General features: G+C 63.2%; 19 protein-coding genes and 1 tRNA gene. 8 read left to right on the top strand and 12 right to left on the bottom strand.

Annotation, left to right across the window (positions count from 1 at the left end; all coding sequences use genetic code 11):
- The first annotated feature begins 32 nt into the window (after positions 1-32).
- Positions 33-320, top strand: a complete 288-nt coding sequence (locus BW940_RS08230) for a DUF5789 family protein (protein ID WP_076608730.1) — start codon at positions 33-35, stop codon at positions 318-320.
- Between the two features lie 178 nt (positions 321-498).
- Here BW940_RS08230 and BW940_RS08225 read toward each other — a convergent pair whose 3' ends face one another.
- The 3 genes from BW940_RS08225 to BW940_RS08215 form a co-directional block, all read right to left on the bottom strand.
- Positions 499-822, bottom strand: a complete 324-nt coding sequence (locus BW940_RS08225) for an ASCH domain-containing protein (protein ID WP_076608729.1) — start codon at positions 820-822, stop codon at positions 499-501.
- 60 nt (positions 823-882) lie between these two features.
- Complete coding sequence (locus BW940_RS08220; protein ID WP_076608728.1) at positions 883-1,944, bottom strand: zinc-dependent alcohol dehydrogenase family protein; 1,062 nt, start codon at positions 1,942-1,944, stop codon at positions 883-885.
- Between the two features lie 96 nt (positions 1,945-2,040).
- A complete protein-coding gene (locus BW940_RS08215; protein WP_076608727.1) occupies positions 2,041-3,048 on the bottom strand; it encodes a DUF5784 family protein in 1,008 nt (335 codons plus the stop codon).
- 102 nt (positions 3,049-3,150) lie between these two features.
- Here BW940_RS08215 and BW940_RS21765 point away from each other — a divergent pair, with 102 nt between their 5' ends.
- The gene (locus tag BW940_RS21765; protein ID WP_173834867.1) at positions 3,151-3,324 is read left to right on the top strand and encodes a DUF5786 family protein; all 174 of its coding nucleotides are present in this window, start codon (positions 3,151-3,153) and stop codon (positions 3,322-3,324) included.
- A 25-nt stretch (positions 3,325-3,349) separates the two neighbouring features.
- On the opposite strand, the gene BW940_RS08210 is transcribed toward BW940_RS21765, so the two are convergent.
- The 3 genes from BW940_RS08210 to BW940_RS08200 are packed head-to-tail and all read right to left on the bottom strand — an operon-like array spanning position 3,350 to position 5,961.
- Entirely contained in the window at positions 3,350-4,036 is a 687-nt protein-coding gene (locus tag BW940_RS08210; RefSeq protein ID WP_076608726.1) for a DUF7530 family protein, read from the bottom strand.
- Complete coding sequence (locus BW940_RS08205) at positions 4,033-4,977, bottom strand: NAD(P)H-binding protein (protein WP_076608725.1); 945 nt, start codon at positions 4,975-4,977, stop codon at positions 4,033-4,035. The genes BW940_RS08210 and BW940_RS08205 overlap by 4 nt, the downstream gene beginning before the upstream one ends.
- A gap of 57 nt (positions 4,978-5,034) precedes the next feature.
- On the bottom strand, positions 5,035-5,961 hold the full coding sequence (locus BW940_RS08200) for a YkgJ family cysteine cluster protein (RefSeq protein WP_076608724.1): 927 nt from the start codon (positions 5,959-5,961) through the stop codon (positions 5,035-5,037).
- Between the two features lie 79 nt (positions 5,962-6,040).
- Here BW940_RS08200 and BW940_RS08195 point away from each other — a divergent pair, with 79 nt between their 5' ends.
- Positions 6,041-6,286: a DUF7561 family protein gene (locus BW940_RS08195; protein ID WP_076608723.1), complete on the top strand. Its 246-nt coding sequence runs from the start codon at positions 6,041-6,043 to the stop codon at positions 6,284-6,286.
- 135 nt (positions 6,287-6,421) lie between these two features.
- Here BW940_RS08195 and BW940_RS08190 read toward each other — a convergent pair.
- Positions 6,422-6,509 (bottom strand) — tRNA-Asp (locus tag BW940_RS08190).
- A gap of 159 nt (positions 6,510-6,668) precedes the next feature.
- Here BW940_RS08190 and BW940_RS08185 point away from each other — a divergent pair.
- Positions 6,669-8,483, top strand: a complete 1,815-nt coding sequence (locus BW940_RS08185; RefSeq protein ID WP_076608722.1) for a helicase C-terminal domain-containing protein — start codon at positions 6,669-6,671, stop codon at positions 8,481-8,483.
- A gap of 258 nt (positions 8,484-8,741) precedes the next feature.
- Here the strand turns inward: BW940_RS08185 and BW940_RS08180 are convergent, their stop codons facing one another.
- Together BW940_RS08180 and BW940_RS08175 are read right to left on the bottom strand one after the other, a co-directional pair.
- Positions 8,742-9,917: a class I SAM-dependent methyltransferase gene (locus BW940_RS08180; RefSeq protein WP_076608721.1), complete on the bottom strand. Its 1,176-nt coding sequence runs from the start codon at positions 9,915-9,917 to the stop codon at positions 8,742-8,744.
- Positions 9,910-11,049: a 60S ribosomal export protein NMD3 gene (locus BW940_RS08175; protein WP_076608720.1), complete on the bottom strand. Its 1,140-nt coding sequence runs from the start codon at positions 11,047-11,049 to the stop codon at positions 9,910-9,912. Before BW940_RS08175 ends, BW940_RS08180 begins: the two co-directional genes overlap by 8 nt.
- Positions 11,050-11,333: 284 nt before the next feature.
- Here BW940_RS08175 and htpX point away from each other — a divergent pair, with 284 nt between their 5' ends.
- The 4 genes from htpX to radA all read left to right on the top strand — a co-directional run bounded on the left by htpX (position 11,334) and on the right by radA (position 15,571).
- Complete coding sequence (htpX, locus tag BW940_RS08170; protein WP_076608719.1) at positions 11,334-12,224, top strand: zinc metalloprotease HtpX; 891 nt, start codon at positions 11,334-11,336, stop codon at positions 12,222-12,224.
- A gap of 24 nt (positions 12,225-12,248) precedes the next feature.
- On the top strand, positions 12,249-12,854 hold the full coding sequence (gene pspAB / locus BW940_RS08165) for a PspA-associated protein PspAB (protein ID WP_076608718.1): 606 nt from the start codon (positions 12,249-12,251) through the stop codon (positions 12,852-12,854).
- 357 nt (positions 12,855-13,211) lie between these two features.
- Complete coding sequence (locus tag BW940_RS08160) at positions 13,212-14,402, top strand: outer membrane protein assembly factor BamB family protein (RefSeq protein ID WP_076608717.1); 1,191 nt, start codon at positions 13,212-13,214, stop codon at positions 14,400-14,402.
- Between the two features lie 137 nt (positions 14,403-14,539).
- On the top strand, positions 14,540-15,571 hold the full coding sequence (radA, locus tag BW940_RS08155) for a DNA repair and recombination protein RadA (RefSeq protein WP_076608716.1): 1,032 nt from the start codon (positions 14,540-14,542) through the stop codon (positions 15,569-15,571).
- Between the two features lie 27 nt (positions 15,572-15,598).
- Here radA and BW940_RS08150 read toward each other — a convergent pair whose 3' ends face one another.
- From BW940_RS08150 to BW940_RS22080, 3 genes are all read right to left on the bottom strand, one after another.
- On the bottom strand, positions 15,599-15,865 hold the full coding sequence (locus BW940_RS08150; protein ID WP_076608715.1) for a HalOD1 output domain-containing protein: 267 nt from the start codon (positions 15,863-15,865) through the stop codon (positions 15,599-15,601).
- A 56-nt stretch (positions 15,866-15,921) separates the two neighbouring features.
- The gene (gene sufU, locus BW940_RS08145; RefSeq protein WP_076608714.1) at positions 15,922-16,341 is read right to left on the bottom strand and encodes a Fe-S cluster assembly sulfur transfer protein SufU; all 420 of its coding nucleotides are present in this window, start codon (positions 16,339-16,341) and stop codon (positions 15,922-15,924) included.
- Between the two features lie 201 nt (positions 16,342-16,542).
- A complete protein-coding gene (locus BW940_RS22080; RefSeq protein ID WP_076608713.1) occupies positions 16,543-16,776 on the bottom strand; it encodes a hypothetical protein in 234 nt (77 codons plus the stop codon).
- Positions 16,777-16,957 lie beyond the last annotated feature (181 nt).

The following is a 16,957-nucleotide window of genomic DNA, read 5'->3' as shown; positions in this document are numbered from 1 at the left end:
TTATAATCATTGTTCACCGAAGAACAGGTGTAATGCTTCCCAACGGCTCCGGCGAATTCGCCGCCGACCGCAACTACCCCGTCACGACCGAGGAACTGATCGAAGAGTACGGCGATCGAACCCTCGAACTCCAGAACGGCTCCGAGACGGTCGGCGACGTACTCGCTCGCCTCGAGTCCGAAACCTTCGAAACACCGGAAGACGTCCGGCTTGCGCTCTCCTGTGCCGTCAGCAACAAGGCGATCGGCCGCGTCGGCTACAGCGACCGCGATCCGACACCGCTGGGGAGTCCGTACGCACCCGACCCCGTGTCGTTCTAAAGCCGACCTGTTTTGCCGGCGGTCTCGTTCAGTCTACCAGCCATTTTACGCCGATCTACGGGCCGATAGCCGCGGATCGGTTTTCGGTGCGCTCGCTGATCGAGGAGTGATGATAATCGCCGCTATCGCCACTCGAGTCCCGACCGACCGACGGCCCCGTCTCGACGTGTCTCTCGAGTCAGTCGGGTCGCTCGGTTGCGGGCTCGAACCGGTGCAAGAACGCGGTCGTCTCGTCGTCCCACTCGGTATCGTGGGTGCGTTCGATTCGTTGTTTATACGCCTCGAGATCAGGAGAGCCTTCGGCACGCGCGTCCTCGTCGGTGAGGTCGCCGAGGCGCTGTTCGGTCACGGCGACGAGTTCGAACGTCGTCCCCTCGATGTCGAAGGTGTCACCCGTCGTCGCGTGCTTGTCGCCACGGTGAATCTGGGTCACCTCGCCCTCGAGGACAGCCGTTCGGAGTCGTTCGGCCGGTAATAGATCGCTCGCATCAATTGCTACCATAGCGGTATCGTTAGTCCACTCGTTAATAAGACCACGGGGAAGCGAGATCGCGGTGTTCGCTCAGAACTCGTCGATGACTGGAATGCCAACCGTCTCGTAGTCGGTCATTGATTCGAGTTTGTCACTGACATCCTCGAGGCCGATCGTCTCGGAGACGACTTTTTCGGGCTCGAGTTTCCCCGTCGAGACCATCCGGAAGATCTCGTCGTAGCGTGTCGGTGGCATGCCGAGCGAGCCGATGAACTCGATTTCTTGCATCACCATTGCGTCGGTCGGCAGGGTGACCATTCCCTGTTCGTCCTGTGTCGTCAGCCCGACCTGGATGTGCTGGCCGTGTGCATCGAGGCTGAAGACGGAGTTCTGGCACGTGGTCGCGATACCTAACGCGTCCATGGAGACGTTTGCGCCGCCGTTCGTGATCGACTTGATCTCGCCGGGCACGTCGTCGACGTCCGCGGCGTTGACGGTCTCGACAGCGCCGAGGTCTTTCGCCAACTCGAGTTTGTCGTCCGTGAGGTCGACTGCGACGACGTTCGCGCCGAGTGCGTCGGCGATGTGGACCGCCGAGAGGCCAACCCCGCCACAGCCGTGAACCGAGAGCCAGTCACCAGCGCTGACGTCGGCGCGGTGGGCCAGCGCGTGAAACGACGTCATGAACCGACAGCCCAGGCCGGCCATATCGACCGATGAAACGCCGTCGGGGAGGTGGACGAGGTTGTGGTCGGCGACGGGGACGTGTACCTGCTCGGCGAACGCGCCCTGGGCCTGCTCGATGAAGCCAAGCGGCATCACGTTCTCACAGATATTCGAGTGCCCTCGCTGACACCGCGGGCAGGCACCGTCGCCGAGATTGAACGGGATCGCAACGTGGTCGCCTTCGTCGACGCCTTCGACCTCGTCACCGACGGCGACGACGTGTCCAGCGGGCTCGTGACCCAGGATCTGGCCCGGTTGGGTCTCGAGATCGAGCCACTCCCAGTCGCCCTGCCAGCCGTGCCAGTCGCTCCGGCAGACACCACAGGCTTCGACCTCGACGACCGCACCATCGGGTGCTGGATCGGGTGCGTCGACGTCTTTGATCGATAGCGGTTCGCCATGTTCCTCGAGGACTGCTGCACGCATACCAGGAGTATTGTCACCATATAACATATAGATATGCGAAGCGGAACTCTCGTGGGGAGCGTTACGTATCAGTCGGGTACCCGAAACGCCGCCGGCTCAATCCAACAGTTCGATCGCGTCCGCAAGCTCGAGCGGCACCGATCCTTTCCGATAGCCTTCGACCCGGCCGTCCGGGCGGGCGCGGTAGACGACGGCAGGTCGGTGGCGCACATCGGGTTGTTCCCCACGCACGGCGTTCCAGGTGTCGTCACGGAAACTCGAGCAGTCGACGAAGAGGACGGCACCGCCGCCGTGTTCGGCGAGTTGGCCGTTGACCTTCGTCTCTGCGGTGTCGCGGACGGCGGCAACGGGGCCAGCCGCTACACGGTTGGCCGGCGGCTGTGGCCGAGTGACCTCGACTAAGACGTTGGTGTCGTCGTCTTTGGCGCGGAAATCCAGCGAATGGCCGGTTGTGACCTCGATCTCCGGAACCACGTCGTAGCCGGCGTCGGTGAGGATCTTGGCGGCGATGAATTCGCCCATCGCGGCGCTCATGCGGACGCGGTCGACGTGGTCGCTGGTCCCCAGTTTGCCGGACATGACGTGTCGGTACTCGTCTAAAACGCCGGTTTTGAAGAACTCCTCGAAAAAGCGGGTCGTCTCGCGTCGGCCGGCGTCAGGGAAGCCGGCGGCGTGTTCGCGAAAGAACGCCCGTGTCGACTCGCGGCCGTCTTTGGACATGAAGACGGGGAGAAAATACCACGAAATGTGTGGGTAGTCCGCGAGCCACGGGTCTTCGTCGTGGAGCGTTGCAAGCAGTTCGCGCTTGCTCCAGCGGGCGACGTGATGAGGAACCGACTGCCATCCAAACTTATCAGTTCGCCATAACGACGAGGGGGTTTCGGTGTTGCCCATCCAGTAGGCTTCCTCGTCAGTTCGCGCAAAGAGAGCGATGTCGCCGTTTTGCATCTCGAAGCGGTGTGTCTCCCAGTTCGCGCCGATATCGAACCGCGGCGTCACTGCGCGGGCGCCGATGTTCGAACGGAGCGGCTGGAGAATTTCCTGTCGAACTCGCTGTTCGCTCCAAGACGTGGGCGAATAACGAAAGCGAAGCGGCCGTGCCACAGCGGGACTACGCTGTGGGGAGCCATACGTGTTACGTCCATATCGCGGTATGAGGGACCGTTACATTGATATACGTCACCGTGTAACATGAATATACTCGCTATGTCAATGGGTGCCTATGACGAAGACGAACACGAGCGCCGCGAGCGGCAAGCCTCGAGGGTCGACGCCGATTTCGACGACGAGCGGACGATCTATCACGGGGAAGTCGAGTATGACTCCGGCGACTCGGCCGAAGAGTTGCTAGACCAGTTCGAGCAGATCAAGTCGACGTAGCGTCGATTGACCGCAGCTTTGTTTTCTACTGGAGCCGCCTCGAGAGCGTCGTGACTGTGAGGACGGCAACGACGTGACCACCAAGGACGACGAGCAAGAGCGGGTAGCCAATGACGAACGGAATCAACAGGAGCTGTACTACGGCGAACACGAGATTAATCGTGTCAGCCCGACGGTACCGTCGTGTTACCGCCGGCTCGAACTCGTAGACGAGCGCCCGCCAGAGCCCGACGAGACTCGCCCACCAGCAGGTTCCGATCCGATAGACGACGTCCCAGAGAACGAGCAGCGCCAACCAGATCGCAACTGCCGGCGGATCGGCCCCGAACAGCGAAGTCACGAGCGACGGCTCGCTCGTGCCCGGATCGACCACGAACAGGTAGGTGACGAGCGTGACGAACGCGAGCACGCCGAGGACGACGTCGATACTCGAGCCAAAGAGCAGCCGTCGGTACGCCGCTGGCGTCGGGAGCTCTCGAACGCTTTTGCTGAATCGGATCATCAGCCAGCTGCCGATCGCCGCGACGACGACGGCGGCCGTTCCGGGGATCACGGCAGCTTGCAGGTCGTAGACGGCTGCAACGACGAGGATCGCGGCTTCGAACCCGAGAAACTGGAGCGCGACTGCCGTCCGAGCCGAGACGTCGACACCGGGCACTGTCCCGACGAGGCTTTCGTACACCCACGTCTCGCCGTACTCCGGCGACGTCATTCGGCGTCTTGCCCCGGCTGTGTCGGTGTCTCGAGATGCGCGCCGCTCTCGGGGTCGATGCCGAGTGCCCGTCGAACGGCGACGTCGAACGGCGTCGGCTCGACGTCGACGAGCCGCGCCAGTCGATCATCGGTAACGACGACAGGGTTGCGAACGCCGCCGATCAACGGATAGGCGAGTTCTTTGGGCACGTCGGTGACGAGCCCGACCCAGTACGCCGAGAGTCGCGGGCTCAGGATCGGCACGGGAACGATCAGCGGTCGTCGGCCAGTCGCGATTTCGGCCGTCTCGGTCAGCATCTCTCGGTAGGTGAGCACGTCCGCGCCGCCGATCTCGTAGGTTTCGCCGGCCGTTTCCGGGCGCTCGAGGACGGCCAGACAGTAGGCGACGATGTCGTCGATCGCGATGGGCTGACAAGGCGTCTTGATCCACTGCGGGGTTATCATCACCGGCAGCCGCGTCGCGAGCTGGCGAATCATTCGAAAGCTCGCGCTGCCGTCGCCGACGATGATCGCCGCTCTGAGCACGGTTACGTCGGCGGCTCCCGCTGTGAGTATCGACTCGACTTCCCGGCGGGAGGCGAGATGACTCGAGAGCTCGTCGGCGTCGCTGCCGAGCCCGCTGAGATAGACGATTCGTTCGACTCCGGCGGCGTTAGCTGCCAGCGAGAAGTTTCGTGCAGCCCGTCGATCCCGCGCGGCGAAATCTCCGCTCGCGTCCATCGCATGAATCAGGTAGTAGGCAACGTCGACACTCTCGAGGCTCGCTTCGAACCCGCCCGGCTCGAGGACGTCGCCTTCGACGACCGTGACGTCGCCAGGTGGGTCGTAGGCGTCGGCGTCTCTGACGAGGACGGTCACGTCGTGGGCCGTCTCCGCGAGTAACGCGGTGACGAGCCGTCGACCGACGAAGCCGGTCGCCCCCGTCACGAGTACGTTCATAGCCTTCATTCGGCCGGGACGGTCTTAACAGTCGCTCAAGATGACGGAACCGATCGCTCACTCGAGGGCGTCCCAGCCCGGCGTTTCGGGTGCACCGCGGTCGTCTTCGACGCGTTTGGCGATGGCTGGCGACGGCACCTCCTCGCCTGTGTCCCGTCGACGCTGCCACTCGCGGATCGCCGGCTCGACCCACGACGTGTCGGGTTCTTGCGCTTGCTCGAGCGCGCGGTCAAGCGCCTGTTCGTAGTGGTGATCGGACGTGACGAGCGTGCCGGGACTCGAGGCCGCGGCGACGGCGAGACACTCCGCACGGTCGTCGGCTGTCAGGTCCTCGGTCGCAGCGCGGTCGACGATTCCCTCGAGTGCGTCCGGTCGGGGATGGGCGAACAGTTTCGCACCGAGGGCCTGCGAACCCAGCAGGAGGCCGTCGAGATCGCCGTCGACGTCGTCAGCGAGGAGGCGGTCGCCGCCGCCAGCCGCCTCGACGCGTTCGCACTCCGTCTCCTGCTCGAGCGCGAGAGTGTGTCTCGGATACGCGCCACACTCCTCGGGGAAGTGCTCGCCGCCGTGGATGCGACACTGCAGCGTCGTGGGATCGAGAAAGACGCAGGCTGGAATCCACGTCGGCTCCTCGCGACCGAAGGGCGCGACCGGCTTCGGCGGTTTCCGCAGGCCAATAAAAAAGACCGGGCGACCCGCGATGGCGGCGACCGAGTGACCATCGATCTCGACGCCTTCAGACGCCGCTCGAGCGTGCCAGAACCGCAGTGTCAGCGCAGCCGCCATCCCAGCCTCGAGAAACGATCGAACCTCGTCGCGGGTCAACGGGACGAAGTTGGTGTCGTCGTCAAGCGGCGCTCGAGTCGCGTTCGCGGCGTTTTTCGACGTCTCCCGGCGCGTGTGTGTTCTGCGTTCGCTCTCGGCCTCGAGCACCGACCGCCAATCGAGACAACAGCCCGCACAGCCCTCGCAGTTCACCTCCATGTGCAGCGCTACCACGACACTGTATATATACTGTCGGTGCTGGGGAACGACTTTCAGCGCTCGGCACCTAGTGGTAAGTATGGCAAACGGCTCCTGTGACGGCTGTGGCCGGCCCGTCACGGTCACCGGTGGCATCGCCAACCTCTGGACGTTCGGGGAGGAGAGTGAGGGATCCGCGATGACGCTGGAACTTGCCGACGGGACGAGTCATCTGCTGTGTTATCCCTGTATCGAGGCGTTGCCCGACGAGGGGGAGCCGACCGCTACAGATATCGAGCGTCTCGAGCAGGTCGACGAGGAGACGTCGCGACTCGACGTCCTGTGATACGATCTGCTGTACGTCATTTCCGGCCCGACCGCAGGACGGCTCGCGGTCGCGCCGGTAAATCGTTACAGCAGACCGTATGAGCGAACACAGCAATCTCAACGACTCGTTGATGCTGATGACGCGCCGAAAAAGCGGAAGGGGTGGGATTTGAACGCCACGAGGCATGATGCCGCCGCGGGTCAGGTGACACCGCGGTGCTCTACCGCTGAGCGACCCTTCCGTATCTCACTCGAGGGCGGATTCCGTGTTTGTAATCGTCCGACTACCCGCGGGTAGCCGGTGCCTATGGCCGGTTTCGGTCGTCGGCCAGCCGGCGTGACAGTTCACTCCGAGCAACGGTCCGTAGCCTTTAGGATGCGGCCACGCCGTGGATCGAACGGTGAATCCCGAGCGGATCTTCGATGAGTTTCCCGCGCCGAGCTATCGCGGGACCCAGGAACAAGCCCTCCGTGACATTCGTGACGCCTTCGCGGCCGGCAACGACGTCGTGCTCGTGCGCGCGCCGACGGGCAGCGGCAAGTCACTGCTCGCCCGCGCCGTCGCCGGCTGTGCCCGTCGTGTCGACGAGGCCGACCCCAGCGACGCGACCGGGGCCTACTACACGACCCCGCAGGTCTCACAGCTCGACGACGTCGCGGCCGACGATCTCCTCGCGGATCTGAACGTTATCCGCGGGAAGTCGAACTACACCTGCATCCTGCCCGACGAACGCGAGACGCCGGTCAATCAGGCTCCCTGCGTTCGCGAGCGCGGCTACGACTGTTCGGTCAAGCACCGTTGTCCATACTTTTCCGATCGAGCGATCGCCTCGAACAGAGAGATCGCAGCGATGACGCTCGCCTACTTCATGCAGACCGCGGGCAGCGAGGTGTTTCGCAAGCGCGACGTCGTCGTCGTCGACGAGGCCCACGGCCTCGCCGAGTGGGCCGAAATGTACGCGACGATCCAGCTCGGGCCGCGCACGGTGCCGTTCTGGGACGACCTCCGCGTTCCCGAGGTCGACGGCCTCGAGCGCGCCGTCCAGTACGCCGAAAACGTCGCCCAGATCTGTACGCGCCGGAAAGACGACCTCCTCGCTCAGGACGCCCTCTCGGCGACCGAGGTCCGCACACGCGATCGACTCCAGGAACTCATCGGCGAACTCGAGTGGTTCGTCTCGGATTATCGCGACCCACAGAGTCCAACGACGTGGCTGGTCGACCAGTCCGAGCCCTCGAGCGCGCGTGCACAGCGCCGCGACGAGGACGACGACCCCGCGGGCGGGCCGCTGACGATCAAGCCGATGAGCCCCGAGAAATATCTGCAGCACACGGTCTGGGACCGTGGCAACAAGTTCGCGTTGCTGTCGGCGACGATCCTCAACAAGGCGGCGTTCTGCCGGCAGGTCGGGCTCGATCCTGCCACCGTCGCGCTGGTCGACGTCGAACACACCTTCCCCGTCGAGAACCGGCCGCTGTACGACGTCACGCAGGGGAAGATGACCTACGACCAGCGATCCGAGACGACGCCGAAGATCGCCCGCACGATCGTCCGGCTCATGCAACACCACCCCGACGAAAAGGGGCTGATCCACGCCCACTCCTACAGCATTCAGGAACGACTCGCCGAGTTACTCGCCGACTTCGGCGTCGGCGACCGCGTTCGGACACACGACCGCGACGGCCGCGACGCCGCCCTCGAGGAGTGGAAAGCCAGCGACGAGCCCGACGTCTTTCTCTCGGTGAAGATGGAGGAAGCCCTCGATCTCAAAGGCGACCTCTGTCGCTGGCAGGTGCTCTGTAAGGCCCCGTTTCTCAACACGGGCGATTCTCGAGTCGCCCACAGACTCGAGGACGGCCAGTGGGCGTGGTACTACCGGACGACGTTGCGCACGATCATTCAAGCCTGCGGCCGCGTCGTCCGCGCGCCCGACGATTACGGGGCGACGTATCTCGCCGACTTGAGTCTGCTGGATTGCTTCGAACGCGCGCGAACGGACATGCCCGACTGGTTTGCGGTGCAGGTCGATCGGATGAGTCAGCCGGATCTGCCGGCGTTCGACCCGTCCGCGGCGCTTACGGGCGACAGTGGTGGGACTCGAGGGAGCAGCGGTGGTGAGCGTCCCGACCGCTCGAGACGAACACGCTCTCGTCGGTCGGGACGGTCGTCTTCGTCCTCGAGTCCGCTGGCCGATGTCTGGGATACGGACGGCTAACCGTGCCAGTGCGATTCTCGAGGGAAAACGAGTCTAGACGCGGCGATGAGACGTCACTCCCGATGTGCGATGGGGGTTTCGACGGGCAACAACCGGCTTAGAACGCCGCGAGTGCGCCCCAGGCGACCATCGAGGAGATCATCAGGAACGCGAACGTCAGGGCGATAAACTGGTTTTTGTCCATACGTGATATAACTCACTCCTCCAGCATGAAAGTCACGACGCTCGGCCGCCGAGCAACGACCCGAAGCGCCGACGCTACTCGAATCGAACGTCGACGACGACGTGTGCGACGCCGGCGCTGTGACTCTTGACCTGGCGTTTCTCGAGTATCTCGAGGTCCCTGTCGGCCGCCTCAGCCGCCGCTTCGAGGCGCGCGATCGGGCGCTCCCAGAGCCGCGGCTCCGGCGTTGCCTCGTGGTAGTGGACGATACCGCCGGGGACGAGCGCCTCGAGAGCACTCGGGAGGAACTCGTGGGCCTCGTCAGTTCGGGTTCCGTGAGCCGATCCGTTCGCGTCGCCAGCTTCGTCCGACTCGTCCGCGCTGCCGTAGTAGCCCATCACGATTCGATCAGCCTCAATCTCGCCCGCGAGATCCCGGCAGTCAGCCAGATAGGCATCGACTCGGTCTGCAACGTCGTTGAGAACGGCGTTCTCGAGCAGGTACCGAAAGGCAGTCGGGTTGAGTTCGGTCGCCGTTACTTGCGCGCCAGCCCGTGCCATCGGGAGGGTGAAATAGCCGATGCCGGCGAACATGTCGAAGACGTGCTCGTCTGGCGCAACGTGTTCGCCCATCCGGGCGCGTTCGGCCTGATTACCCGGCGAGAACATGACTTTCGATGGGTCGAGTCCGTATCGCGTCCCGTGTTCCGTGTGGATCGTCTCGGTATCTCGCACGCCAGCAAGCAGACGCGTGCGTGGCTCACGATAGGTGCCAGCGTCGCCGTCGTTTGCGATCCCTTCGTCTGCCAGCACACTGTCGGCTTCGCCGTGGAGTTCGAGCAGTGCCTCGGCCAGTGCCGTCTCGTCGTGACAGTCCTCGGGCACCGTCACGAGGATCACCGAGCCGATAACGGCCCACGAACCCGGAACCGACTCGAGCGCGTCATCGTTCCACCCCCGGTCGGCCAGCAGGGCCTCGAGGTCCGGGTTCCGGGGCTCGGGCTCAAGTTGGCGAACCACCTCGAGGACGCGCGTGTCGGTCGGGGACTCCGTGACGGGAAGCGCGACCCGCTCCGGACCGTCCTCGCTGACTCGCCTCGCGTCATCGTAGACACCCTCGGCGCGAAGCGACTCGATGGCTGTTTCGGCGCGGGGCTTTGCGACGATCGCTGCGAGCGGTGCGTCGGTCTCCGCACCCGCTTGCTCGAGGGCGTCGTCGACGGCGACCGGATCGTCAATCGACGATTCCAGGTCGTGTTCGTCGTCACTCATCGGTCTCGTCCGGCAGCACGTGCAGGCCGGCACGGCTCTTCAAAACGGGTACCGTTTCGGCCTCGGGATCGAAGTAGTCCGGTCGCGCGATGGTTTTTGCCCGATAGCTTTCAGGATCGAGCACCTGCACCGCGTTGTCGTCCTCGACGGTGACGACCGTGGCCTCGACAGCGTCGTCGGCCTCGCCGAGTTTTCGCGCGTCGGGCGAGTCGCCCTCCTCGTAGCTCGCCTCGTAGCGCTCGCCGGTCGTCAGCCGAACACCTTTGAGGTTGCCTCGAGCGCTGCGAACGAGTACCGGTCCCTCGTCGTCGTCCGCGAGGTCGATGACGTCACCCGGCGGGTACGGCGGCAGGCGAACGGCAAACGTCACCCGGTAGACCTCGTTACCGTCGGAGTCTTCGGTGACGAGCGTTTCGGCGTCGGTGACGGTGCCGCCGAACTCCTCGACCATCTTGTTCGAGATCTTCTTGCCGATCTTGTTGGTCGAGACCTTGATGTTCAGGCCGTCGTCGACCTCACCGACCTCGGTGACGAAGGCGTTGCGGTCGCCCGTCGCCTCCATGTCCGCGACGATCTGATTGGCGATCTCCTTCGCTCGTTCGGTCTCCTCGCTCGTCGGGGTGCGGTCCTCGGCGCGGATCTGGACGATACTCGCGTAGTAGTCGCCGGAGATCCGCCCACAGCGGGTACAGGTCTGGCGAGCCATCTTGACCGGCACCATCACCTGCTCTTCGACCGGCGTTCCCCGGACGACACCCGTAAAGTAACAGTGCATCCGGATCGTGTTCGGATCGATCTGTTCGGGTTCGACCTGCCAGGCGACGTCTTCGACGTCGACATGGACGCTCAGGGCTTCGCTGACCTCCTCGATGGCGATATCGGTGTAATCTTCCGCACCGACGTCGACCCATCGGTTGCCGCGATAGACGGCCCCACACGTTGCACAGACGCGAACGTCGATCCGATCCGGGGCATCCACGAAGTCGAAATCCTCGAAGTAACACGCATCACAGAGGTCGACCTCTGCACCGGGCCGAAGGGGATCCGCCGCAGACTCGTCGGTCGCGTCGCTCGCTGACCGCTCGGGTACTGTGTCCCCACACCGAGGACAGAACGCACGCGATTCACTCATTGTCACCAGTTAGTGGCTCAACGAGTTAAACGGCGTGTTCCACTCGTCGGAGCCCATCCGAGTGTGACCACTACCCCCCCATCCAGACCACGCCTGCACGTCGCTCGAGTAGTCAATACGTCGTTATTTCCTCCAGAACGGTCGTGTCAGACGGAGCCATGTCTCGTGGTCTCCATGCGAAACGAAGGGGTTGAACACAGGCTCCCAGAAATGAAGAAATGCGATCATGTTTTGCGGACGTTGTGTCGGTGATACTTATTCCTCCAGAGCCCCTCAGTTGAGATATGAACTGGCAGGCAGACTGGGGGCTTCGGTTTCGGATGTTCCTGACGATGTTTCTGTTGTTTGCGCTGTACATCGTCTTCGCGGGTGTGATGACTGCATACATTGCGGGCGGTGCGAACCTGCTCGTCTTCGCGATGCTGTTCGGCGGGATGTCGCTGGTCCAGTACTACTTCAGTGACACGCTTACCCTCCGGAGCATGGGCGCAAAGACAGTCTCGGCCGACGAGTACCCGCAACTCCACGGCTCCGTTGAACGGCTCTCTCAGCAGGCCGACCTCCCGAAACCGAAAGTCGCGGTGATGGACTCGAACGTGCCCAACGCCTTCGCGACCGGACGCAACCAGAAGAACGCGGCCGTCGCGGTGACGACTGGGCTCATGCGAACGCTCGATCAGGACGAACTCGACGGCGTCATCGCCCACGAACTCGCCCACGTCAAGAACAGGGATATGATGGTGATGACGTTCGCCTCGCTGCTCGCGACCATCGCGTTCATGATCGTCCGCTGGGGCGCGTTCTTCGGCGGCGGTCAGAGTCGCGGGGGCAAAGGGGGCGGCGGCATCATGGTCGCCATCCTCGTCTCCCTGATCGTCTGGATCATCAGCTATCTCCTGATTCGGGCGCTCTCGCGCTATCGCGAGTATTCGGCCGACCGCGGGGCGGCGGCGATCACGGGCAACCCCTCCGCGCTGGCGTCGGCACTCATGAAGATTTCCGGCCAGATGGACAAGGTCCCCAAGGAGGACATGCGCGAGGAGGCCGAGATGAACGCCTTCTTCATCATCCCGATCAAGTCCGGCATCGTCGGCCGACTGTTCAGTACGCATCCCCCGACGGAGAAGCGCATCGAACAGCTTCGGGGCCTCGAGCGCGAGATGCAATCATTCTAAGGGATCGCCGCCCTCACTCAGCGTATGGGACTGCTCGACGGACTCCGTTCCGTCCTCGGCTTGCGCGCCGAAACGGACGCCAGACGCGATGCCGATCCAGACGACCTCTTCGGGATGAGTACCGCCTACCTCACGATGGAGGCCGATCTTGGCTACGACTCGGCGGACGTGGGCGCGCTCTGTTTCTCCGGCGTCGACTCGAGGAGTTTTCAAGATGCCGTCGACGAGGTCGAAGCCATCCTCGAGGCGGGCCGCGAGGAAACTGGCACCGAGTTCTCCGTGACCAGCGACGACCACGGCTATCACTGGGTCATCCTCGAGGACGACAACCCCGAGGATCTCATTACGAGCATGCACTTCGCCGCGGATACGTTCATCGAGCACGGCTACGGCTCGCGGCTGCTTGCGGCCGTCTTCGCCTACGAAGACCGCGACGGGCCGGCCTACTGGATCTACTCCTTCCGTCGCGGGGCATACTACCCCTTCGCGCCCCGCCCCGGCCGCGAACGTGACTCGAGTGCGGAGTTCACACTCGAGTCGACGCTCGATGGCGAACTCGAGATCGAACGCGACAAGGAGTACTGGTACCCGCTGTGGCCCAGTTCGGGCGGCACTCATCCCTGGGAGTGACCCGGCAGCACAGGTGCTCGGTCCGTGGCGACGGCCGATACCAAATCCTGTTGGCATCACTGGTATCACTCACACACCCATAGACGGATGTACGGCAGGAATCTCCCCAACGCCACATCATCACCAACTGCGCCATACACCAGTTGTTGCCCCCTTTTCCTGCCGTCCCGTTCGGTTTCAACCAGCCACTGTGCTGTGCGTACAGCCGGACCCGTCCAGTGACGCGTTTTTGGCACCTCCGACGGAATGCGGAACGCTCGGCGGCCGATCACACCGGCGACCGTAGCCGCCAAACGAGTCTCCCGTTTACGCTCGGTGCCGTATCCATTATACCGCTCCGTTCGGTACCCCTAGCCAGTGACAGACTGGAACCAGTTCAGAGGCGATCCCCAGCATTCGGGGCTCCGGCGTGATCTCGAGGGACCCCAGCGGATCGCAGAGTGCTGGACAGCCGACCTCGTCGGATCGGCCGGCCCACCGGTGCTCGATCGGGATACCGTCTTCGTCGGGACGAGCCACGGGAACTGCTACGCACTCGAGTGCGACACCGGCCGCCGACGCTGGGTGTTCGAGACGACGGCTGCGACCGACACCGCACCGGTCGTTACCCACGATCACCTGTTTCTCGCCACGGGCAAGGGCGTCGTCTACGCCCTCGAGCCCGCGACCGGCGAGAAACGCTGGCGGACCGAACTCCCAGGCACGCTCGAGTCCGCGCTTGCGCTGTCGGATGGACTGCTCTACGCCAGCCACACGGCCGGGCTCTCGGCGCTCGAGGCAGACAGCGGCGAGATCATCTGGACACACGAGACCGACACACCCGTCGTCGGCGCGCCGGCCGTCGATGGCGAGCGAAACCGGCGACGGGGCTGGGGCGAGCGCCCGGACCCCGATCAGGAGATCGACCTGCTGTCGCTCGATGATGCCCGAATGGAAGAGGACGGCGAGCGAGCACACGACGGAAACCAGGTCTACGTCGGCACTACCGACGGGACGATTTTGGCTCTCGAGGCGACGACCGGCGAGCAGTGCTGGGACGCGCCGACCAGCGGAGCGATCGTCGACGGGCCGACGATCGTCGACGACCGGGTGTACGTCGCCGACGACGAGGGGACGCTGATTGCCTTCCACACCAGCAGCGGGCAGTCGTGGTTTACCTACGAGATCCAGACGTCGTTTACGTCGTCCCCGACCGTCCTCGAGGCGACCGATTCGACGTTCGTCGGAGCCTCAGATGGCTATCTCCACGTCACCGATACGACCTTCGGCCGGCGGAAACTGCGGGGCTGGCTATTCTCGAAGAAGGGCGTCGCCCTCGACGGCCCGGTCACCTCGAGTCCCGTGCTCGTCGGCGATATCCTCTGTGTCGGCGATTCGACTGGCTCGCTGTACGGGATCGACGTCACTGATGACTGTGACCTGTCCTGGCACTACGGTCTCGAGGGCGCGGTGACGGACACGCCGGCGATCGGCGACGGACGACTGTACGTCGGCACCGGCGAGCAACTCGTCTGCCTCGAGTGGGAGCCGGGCGACGGTAACCCCTGATTCGATTCGGTCCCCACTTTCGCCATCCCGAATAAATTCATGGACTCGTCTCTCGGACAGCCCGACGCAGTCCTCCAGTTTCACTTTCACTCTCCTGTTAACGAGGGTTTATACGGGGTCCGGAACAACGAGTGAATATGGCAGACGCAGACCTCGAGACCCTCCCCGGTGTTGGACCCGCAACCGCAGACAAGCTTCACGACGCAGGCTTCGACTCGTTCCAGAGTCTCGCCGTTGCGTCACCCTCAGAGCTCTCGAACACGGCCGACGTCGGCGAGTCGACGGCCGCGGACATCGTTCGGGCCGCCCGTGACGCCGCCGACATCGGTGGCTTCGAGACTGGCTCGACCGTCCTCGAGCGACGAAACGAGATCGGGAAGCTGAGCTGGCATATCGACGAAGTCGACGACCTGCTCGGCGGAGGGATCGAGACCCAGTCGATCACTGAAGTCTACGGTGAGTTCGGCTCCGGCAAATCGCAGGTCACCCACCAGATGGCCGTCAACGTCCAGCTTCCCAAGGAAGTCGGTGGCCTGCACGGCTGTGCGATTTTCGTCGACAGTGAGGACACCTTCCGGCCGGAACGGATCGACGACATGGTCCGTGGCCTCGACGATGAGGCCATCAACGCGACGCTCGAGGACCGTGAGATCGAAGGCTCGGCGGCCGACGAGGACGCCGTAGACGAACTCATCGAGGACATCCTCGACAAAATCCACGTCGCAAAGGCGTTCAACTCCAACCACCAGATGCTGCTGGCTGAGAAAGCGAAGGAACTGGCTGGCGAACACGAAGACTCGGAGTATCCCGTCCGCCTGTTGGCGGTCGACTCGCTGACCGCTCACTTCCGTGCGGAGTACGTCGGTCGTGGCGAACTCGCGGACCGACAGCAGAAACTCAACAAACACCTCCACGATATCGACAAGGTCGGCAACCTCTACAACTGCGCCGTCATCGTCACGAATCAGGTCGCTTCCAACCCCGACTCCTACTTCGGCGACCCAACCCAGCCGATCGGTGGGAACATCCTCGGTCACAAGTCGACGTTCCGGATCTATCTGCGCAAGTCCAAAGGCAACAAACGGATCGTCCGCCTGGTCGACGCACCTAACCTCGCCGACGGCGAGGCCGTCATGCGCGTCGAAGACGGCGGCCTGAAGCCGGAGTAACGACCGCCCGTTTTTGGTTTTCGTTCGCTACTCGAGCGAGACAGTGATCGAATCGCCGTACTCGACGAGAACCTCGTAGCCACAGTAGCTGAACGTGACGTGGCCGACTCGACTCCGAGCTGAATCACGTTTCGACGGTGCGAACACCGCCTCGAGCGCGTCGGGATTGATAACGTCCCATAGCGGCGGAACCTCGAGAACATCGATGTCTTCTGCATCGGCGACCATCGCGACGATTGTCTCGGTGACCGAGTCGCAGTGCTCGTCCCGCCCCGACGAACCGGTGCTGTTCATCGAACGGCGTACGTCGCCAGATAGCAAAAACCTGTCTCCGAACGCCTGGTCGTCGGTCAGTCCTCGGTCGTCGTCTTCTCGACGTCGAGTTCGCCCTGATAGATCTCCGCACCGTCTTGGGCGACTTTCTCGGCCAGGACGGCACACTTGACTCGCATCGGCGAGATATCGACACCGAGCATGTCGATCACGTCGTCACGATCCATCTCACGTAACTCCTCGACCGTTTTGCCACGGAGTTCGTTCGAGAGCAGACTCGCGGACGCCTGGCTGATCGCACAGCCGTCGCCCGAAAACGCAACCTGCTCGATCGTCTCCTCGTCGTCGGCGAGTTTGACGTCCATGCGAATCTCGTCGCCACACATCGGGTTTTCGCCGATGTGGGTGAAGGTGGGATCCTCGAGTTGCCCGTAGTTCCGCGGGTTCTTGTAGTGGTCGAGGATCTGCTGTCTGTACATATCCGAGCCCAGTCCCATTGGTATTCCAGAATAGCACTGAGAGTTGTAAAAGGGTTCCGGGGCTGGCGCTGTCCCGTTACCGCGAATGGTTACGTCGGTTCGCAGAACGAAACGATGAGACGTTCTCTGTGCCCTTGATGCAGTTAGCTACGGACACACAGCACGGTACTACATGAGAGCACGTCATATGACTGGTTGGACGGGTAATGGCCGATACTGCTACCGTGGCCGGTGATCGACCGGCGGATTGAGATAGCAGGCATCGACGATGGCGAACACACCGATGGGTGCTGCAATGGCCATTGCCTGCACGATCGATATGCTCAGTACGCTCGCCGCAACCAGTGCAACCGCAAACGCAACCGGGACGATCGCGAGGAGGAGATCGTACCGGGTTGTCGCGGCGAGAACGTCGACCAGTGTGTCAAACGGATCCCGCTTGGGACGACTAATTGGTTTCTCGTACTTGACGTCCTCCTGCGCCTAAAGTCGCAGGAATCCCGCGGTACTGCACCGCTGCGTTGGGAATTTCAGGTTTGCAACCCTACCAGACACCAATCCAGTGAGAATCTGAATGGTGCCCGCGGTCTTGCGGGTGGGGTCAACTGGGAGCGCCAAACCCCCGGTACTCCTA

It is taken from the genome of Natronorubrum thiooxidans, from assembly GCF_900156475.1.
GTDB classification, from domain to species: Archaea; Halobacteriota; Halobacteria; order Halobacteriales; family Natrialbaceae; genus Natronorubrum; species Natronorubrum thiooxidans.
The sequence above is the reverse complement of the archived record's forward strand: the minus strand, read 5'-3'. Positions and strand labels throughout refer to the sequence as shown.

Excerpts from the sequence above, each read along its gene's own strand:
- BW940_RS08230 (WP_076608730.1), top strand. The coding sequence starts at position 33 with ATGCTTCCCAACGGCTCCGGCGAATTCGCCGCCGACCGCAACTACCCC.
- BW940_RS08225 (WP_076608729.1), bottom strand. The coding sequence starts at position 822 with ATGGTAGCAATTGATGCGAGCGATCTATTACCGGCCGAACGACTCCGA.
- BW940_RS08220 (WP_076608728.1), bottom strand. The coding sequence starts at position 1,944 with ATGCGTGCAGCAGTCCTCGAGGAACATGGCGAACCGCTATCGATCAAA.
- BW940_RS21765 (WP_173834867.1), top strand. The coding sequence starts at position 3,151 with ATGTCAATGGGTGCCTATGACGAAGACGAACACGAGCGCCGCGAGCGG.
- BW940_RS08210 (WP_076608726.1), bottom strand. The coding sequence starts at position 4,036 with ATGACGTCGCCGGAGTACGGCGAGACGTGGGTGTACGAAAGCCTCGTC.
- BW940_RS08205 (WP_076608725.1), bottom strand. The coding sequence starts at position 4,977 with ATGAACGTACTCGTGACGGGGGCGACCGGCTTCGTCGGTCGACGGCTC.
- BW940_RS08200 (WP_076608724.1), bottom strand. The coding sequence starts at position 5,961 with ATGGAGGTGAACTGCGAGGGCTGTGCGGGCTGTTGTCTCGATTGGCGG.
- BW940_RS08195 (WP_076608723.1), top strand. The coding sequence starts at position 6,041 with ATGGCAAACGGCTCCTGTGACGGCTGTGGCCGGCCCGTCACGGTCACC.
- BW940_RS08180 (WP_076608721.1), bottom strand. The coding sequence starts at position 9,917 with ATGAGTGACGACGAACACGACCTGGAATCGTCGATTGACGATCCGGTC.
- BW940_RS08175 (WP_076608720.1), bottom strand. The coding sequence starts at position 11,049 with ATGAGTGAATCGCGTGCGTTCTGTCCTCGGTGTGGGGACACAGTACCC.
- htpX (WP_076608719.1), top strand. The coding sequence starts at position 11,334 with ATGAACTGGCAGGCAGACTGGGGGCTTCGGTTTCGGATGTTCCTGACG.
- pspAB (WP_076608718.1), top strand. The coding sequence starts at position 12,249 with ATGGGACTGCTCGACGGACTCCGTTCCGTCCTCGGCTTGCGCGCCGAA.
- radA (WP_076608716.1), top strand. The coding sequence starts at position 14,540 with ATGGCAGACGCAGACCTCGAGACCCTCCCCGGTGTTGGACCCGCAACC.
- BW940_RS08150 (WP_076608715.1), bottom strand. The coding sequence starts at position 15,865 with ATGAACAGCACCGGTTCGTCGGGGCGGGACGAGCACTGCGACTCGGTC.
- sufU (WP_076608714.1), bottom strand. The coding sequence starts at position 16,341 with ATGGGACTGGGCTCGGATATGTACAGACAGCAGATCCTCGACCACTAC.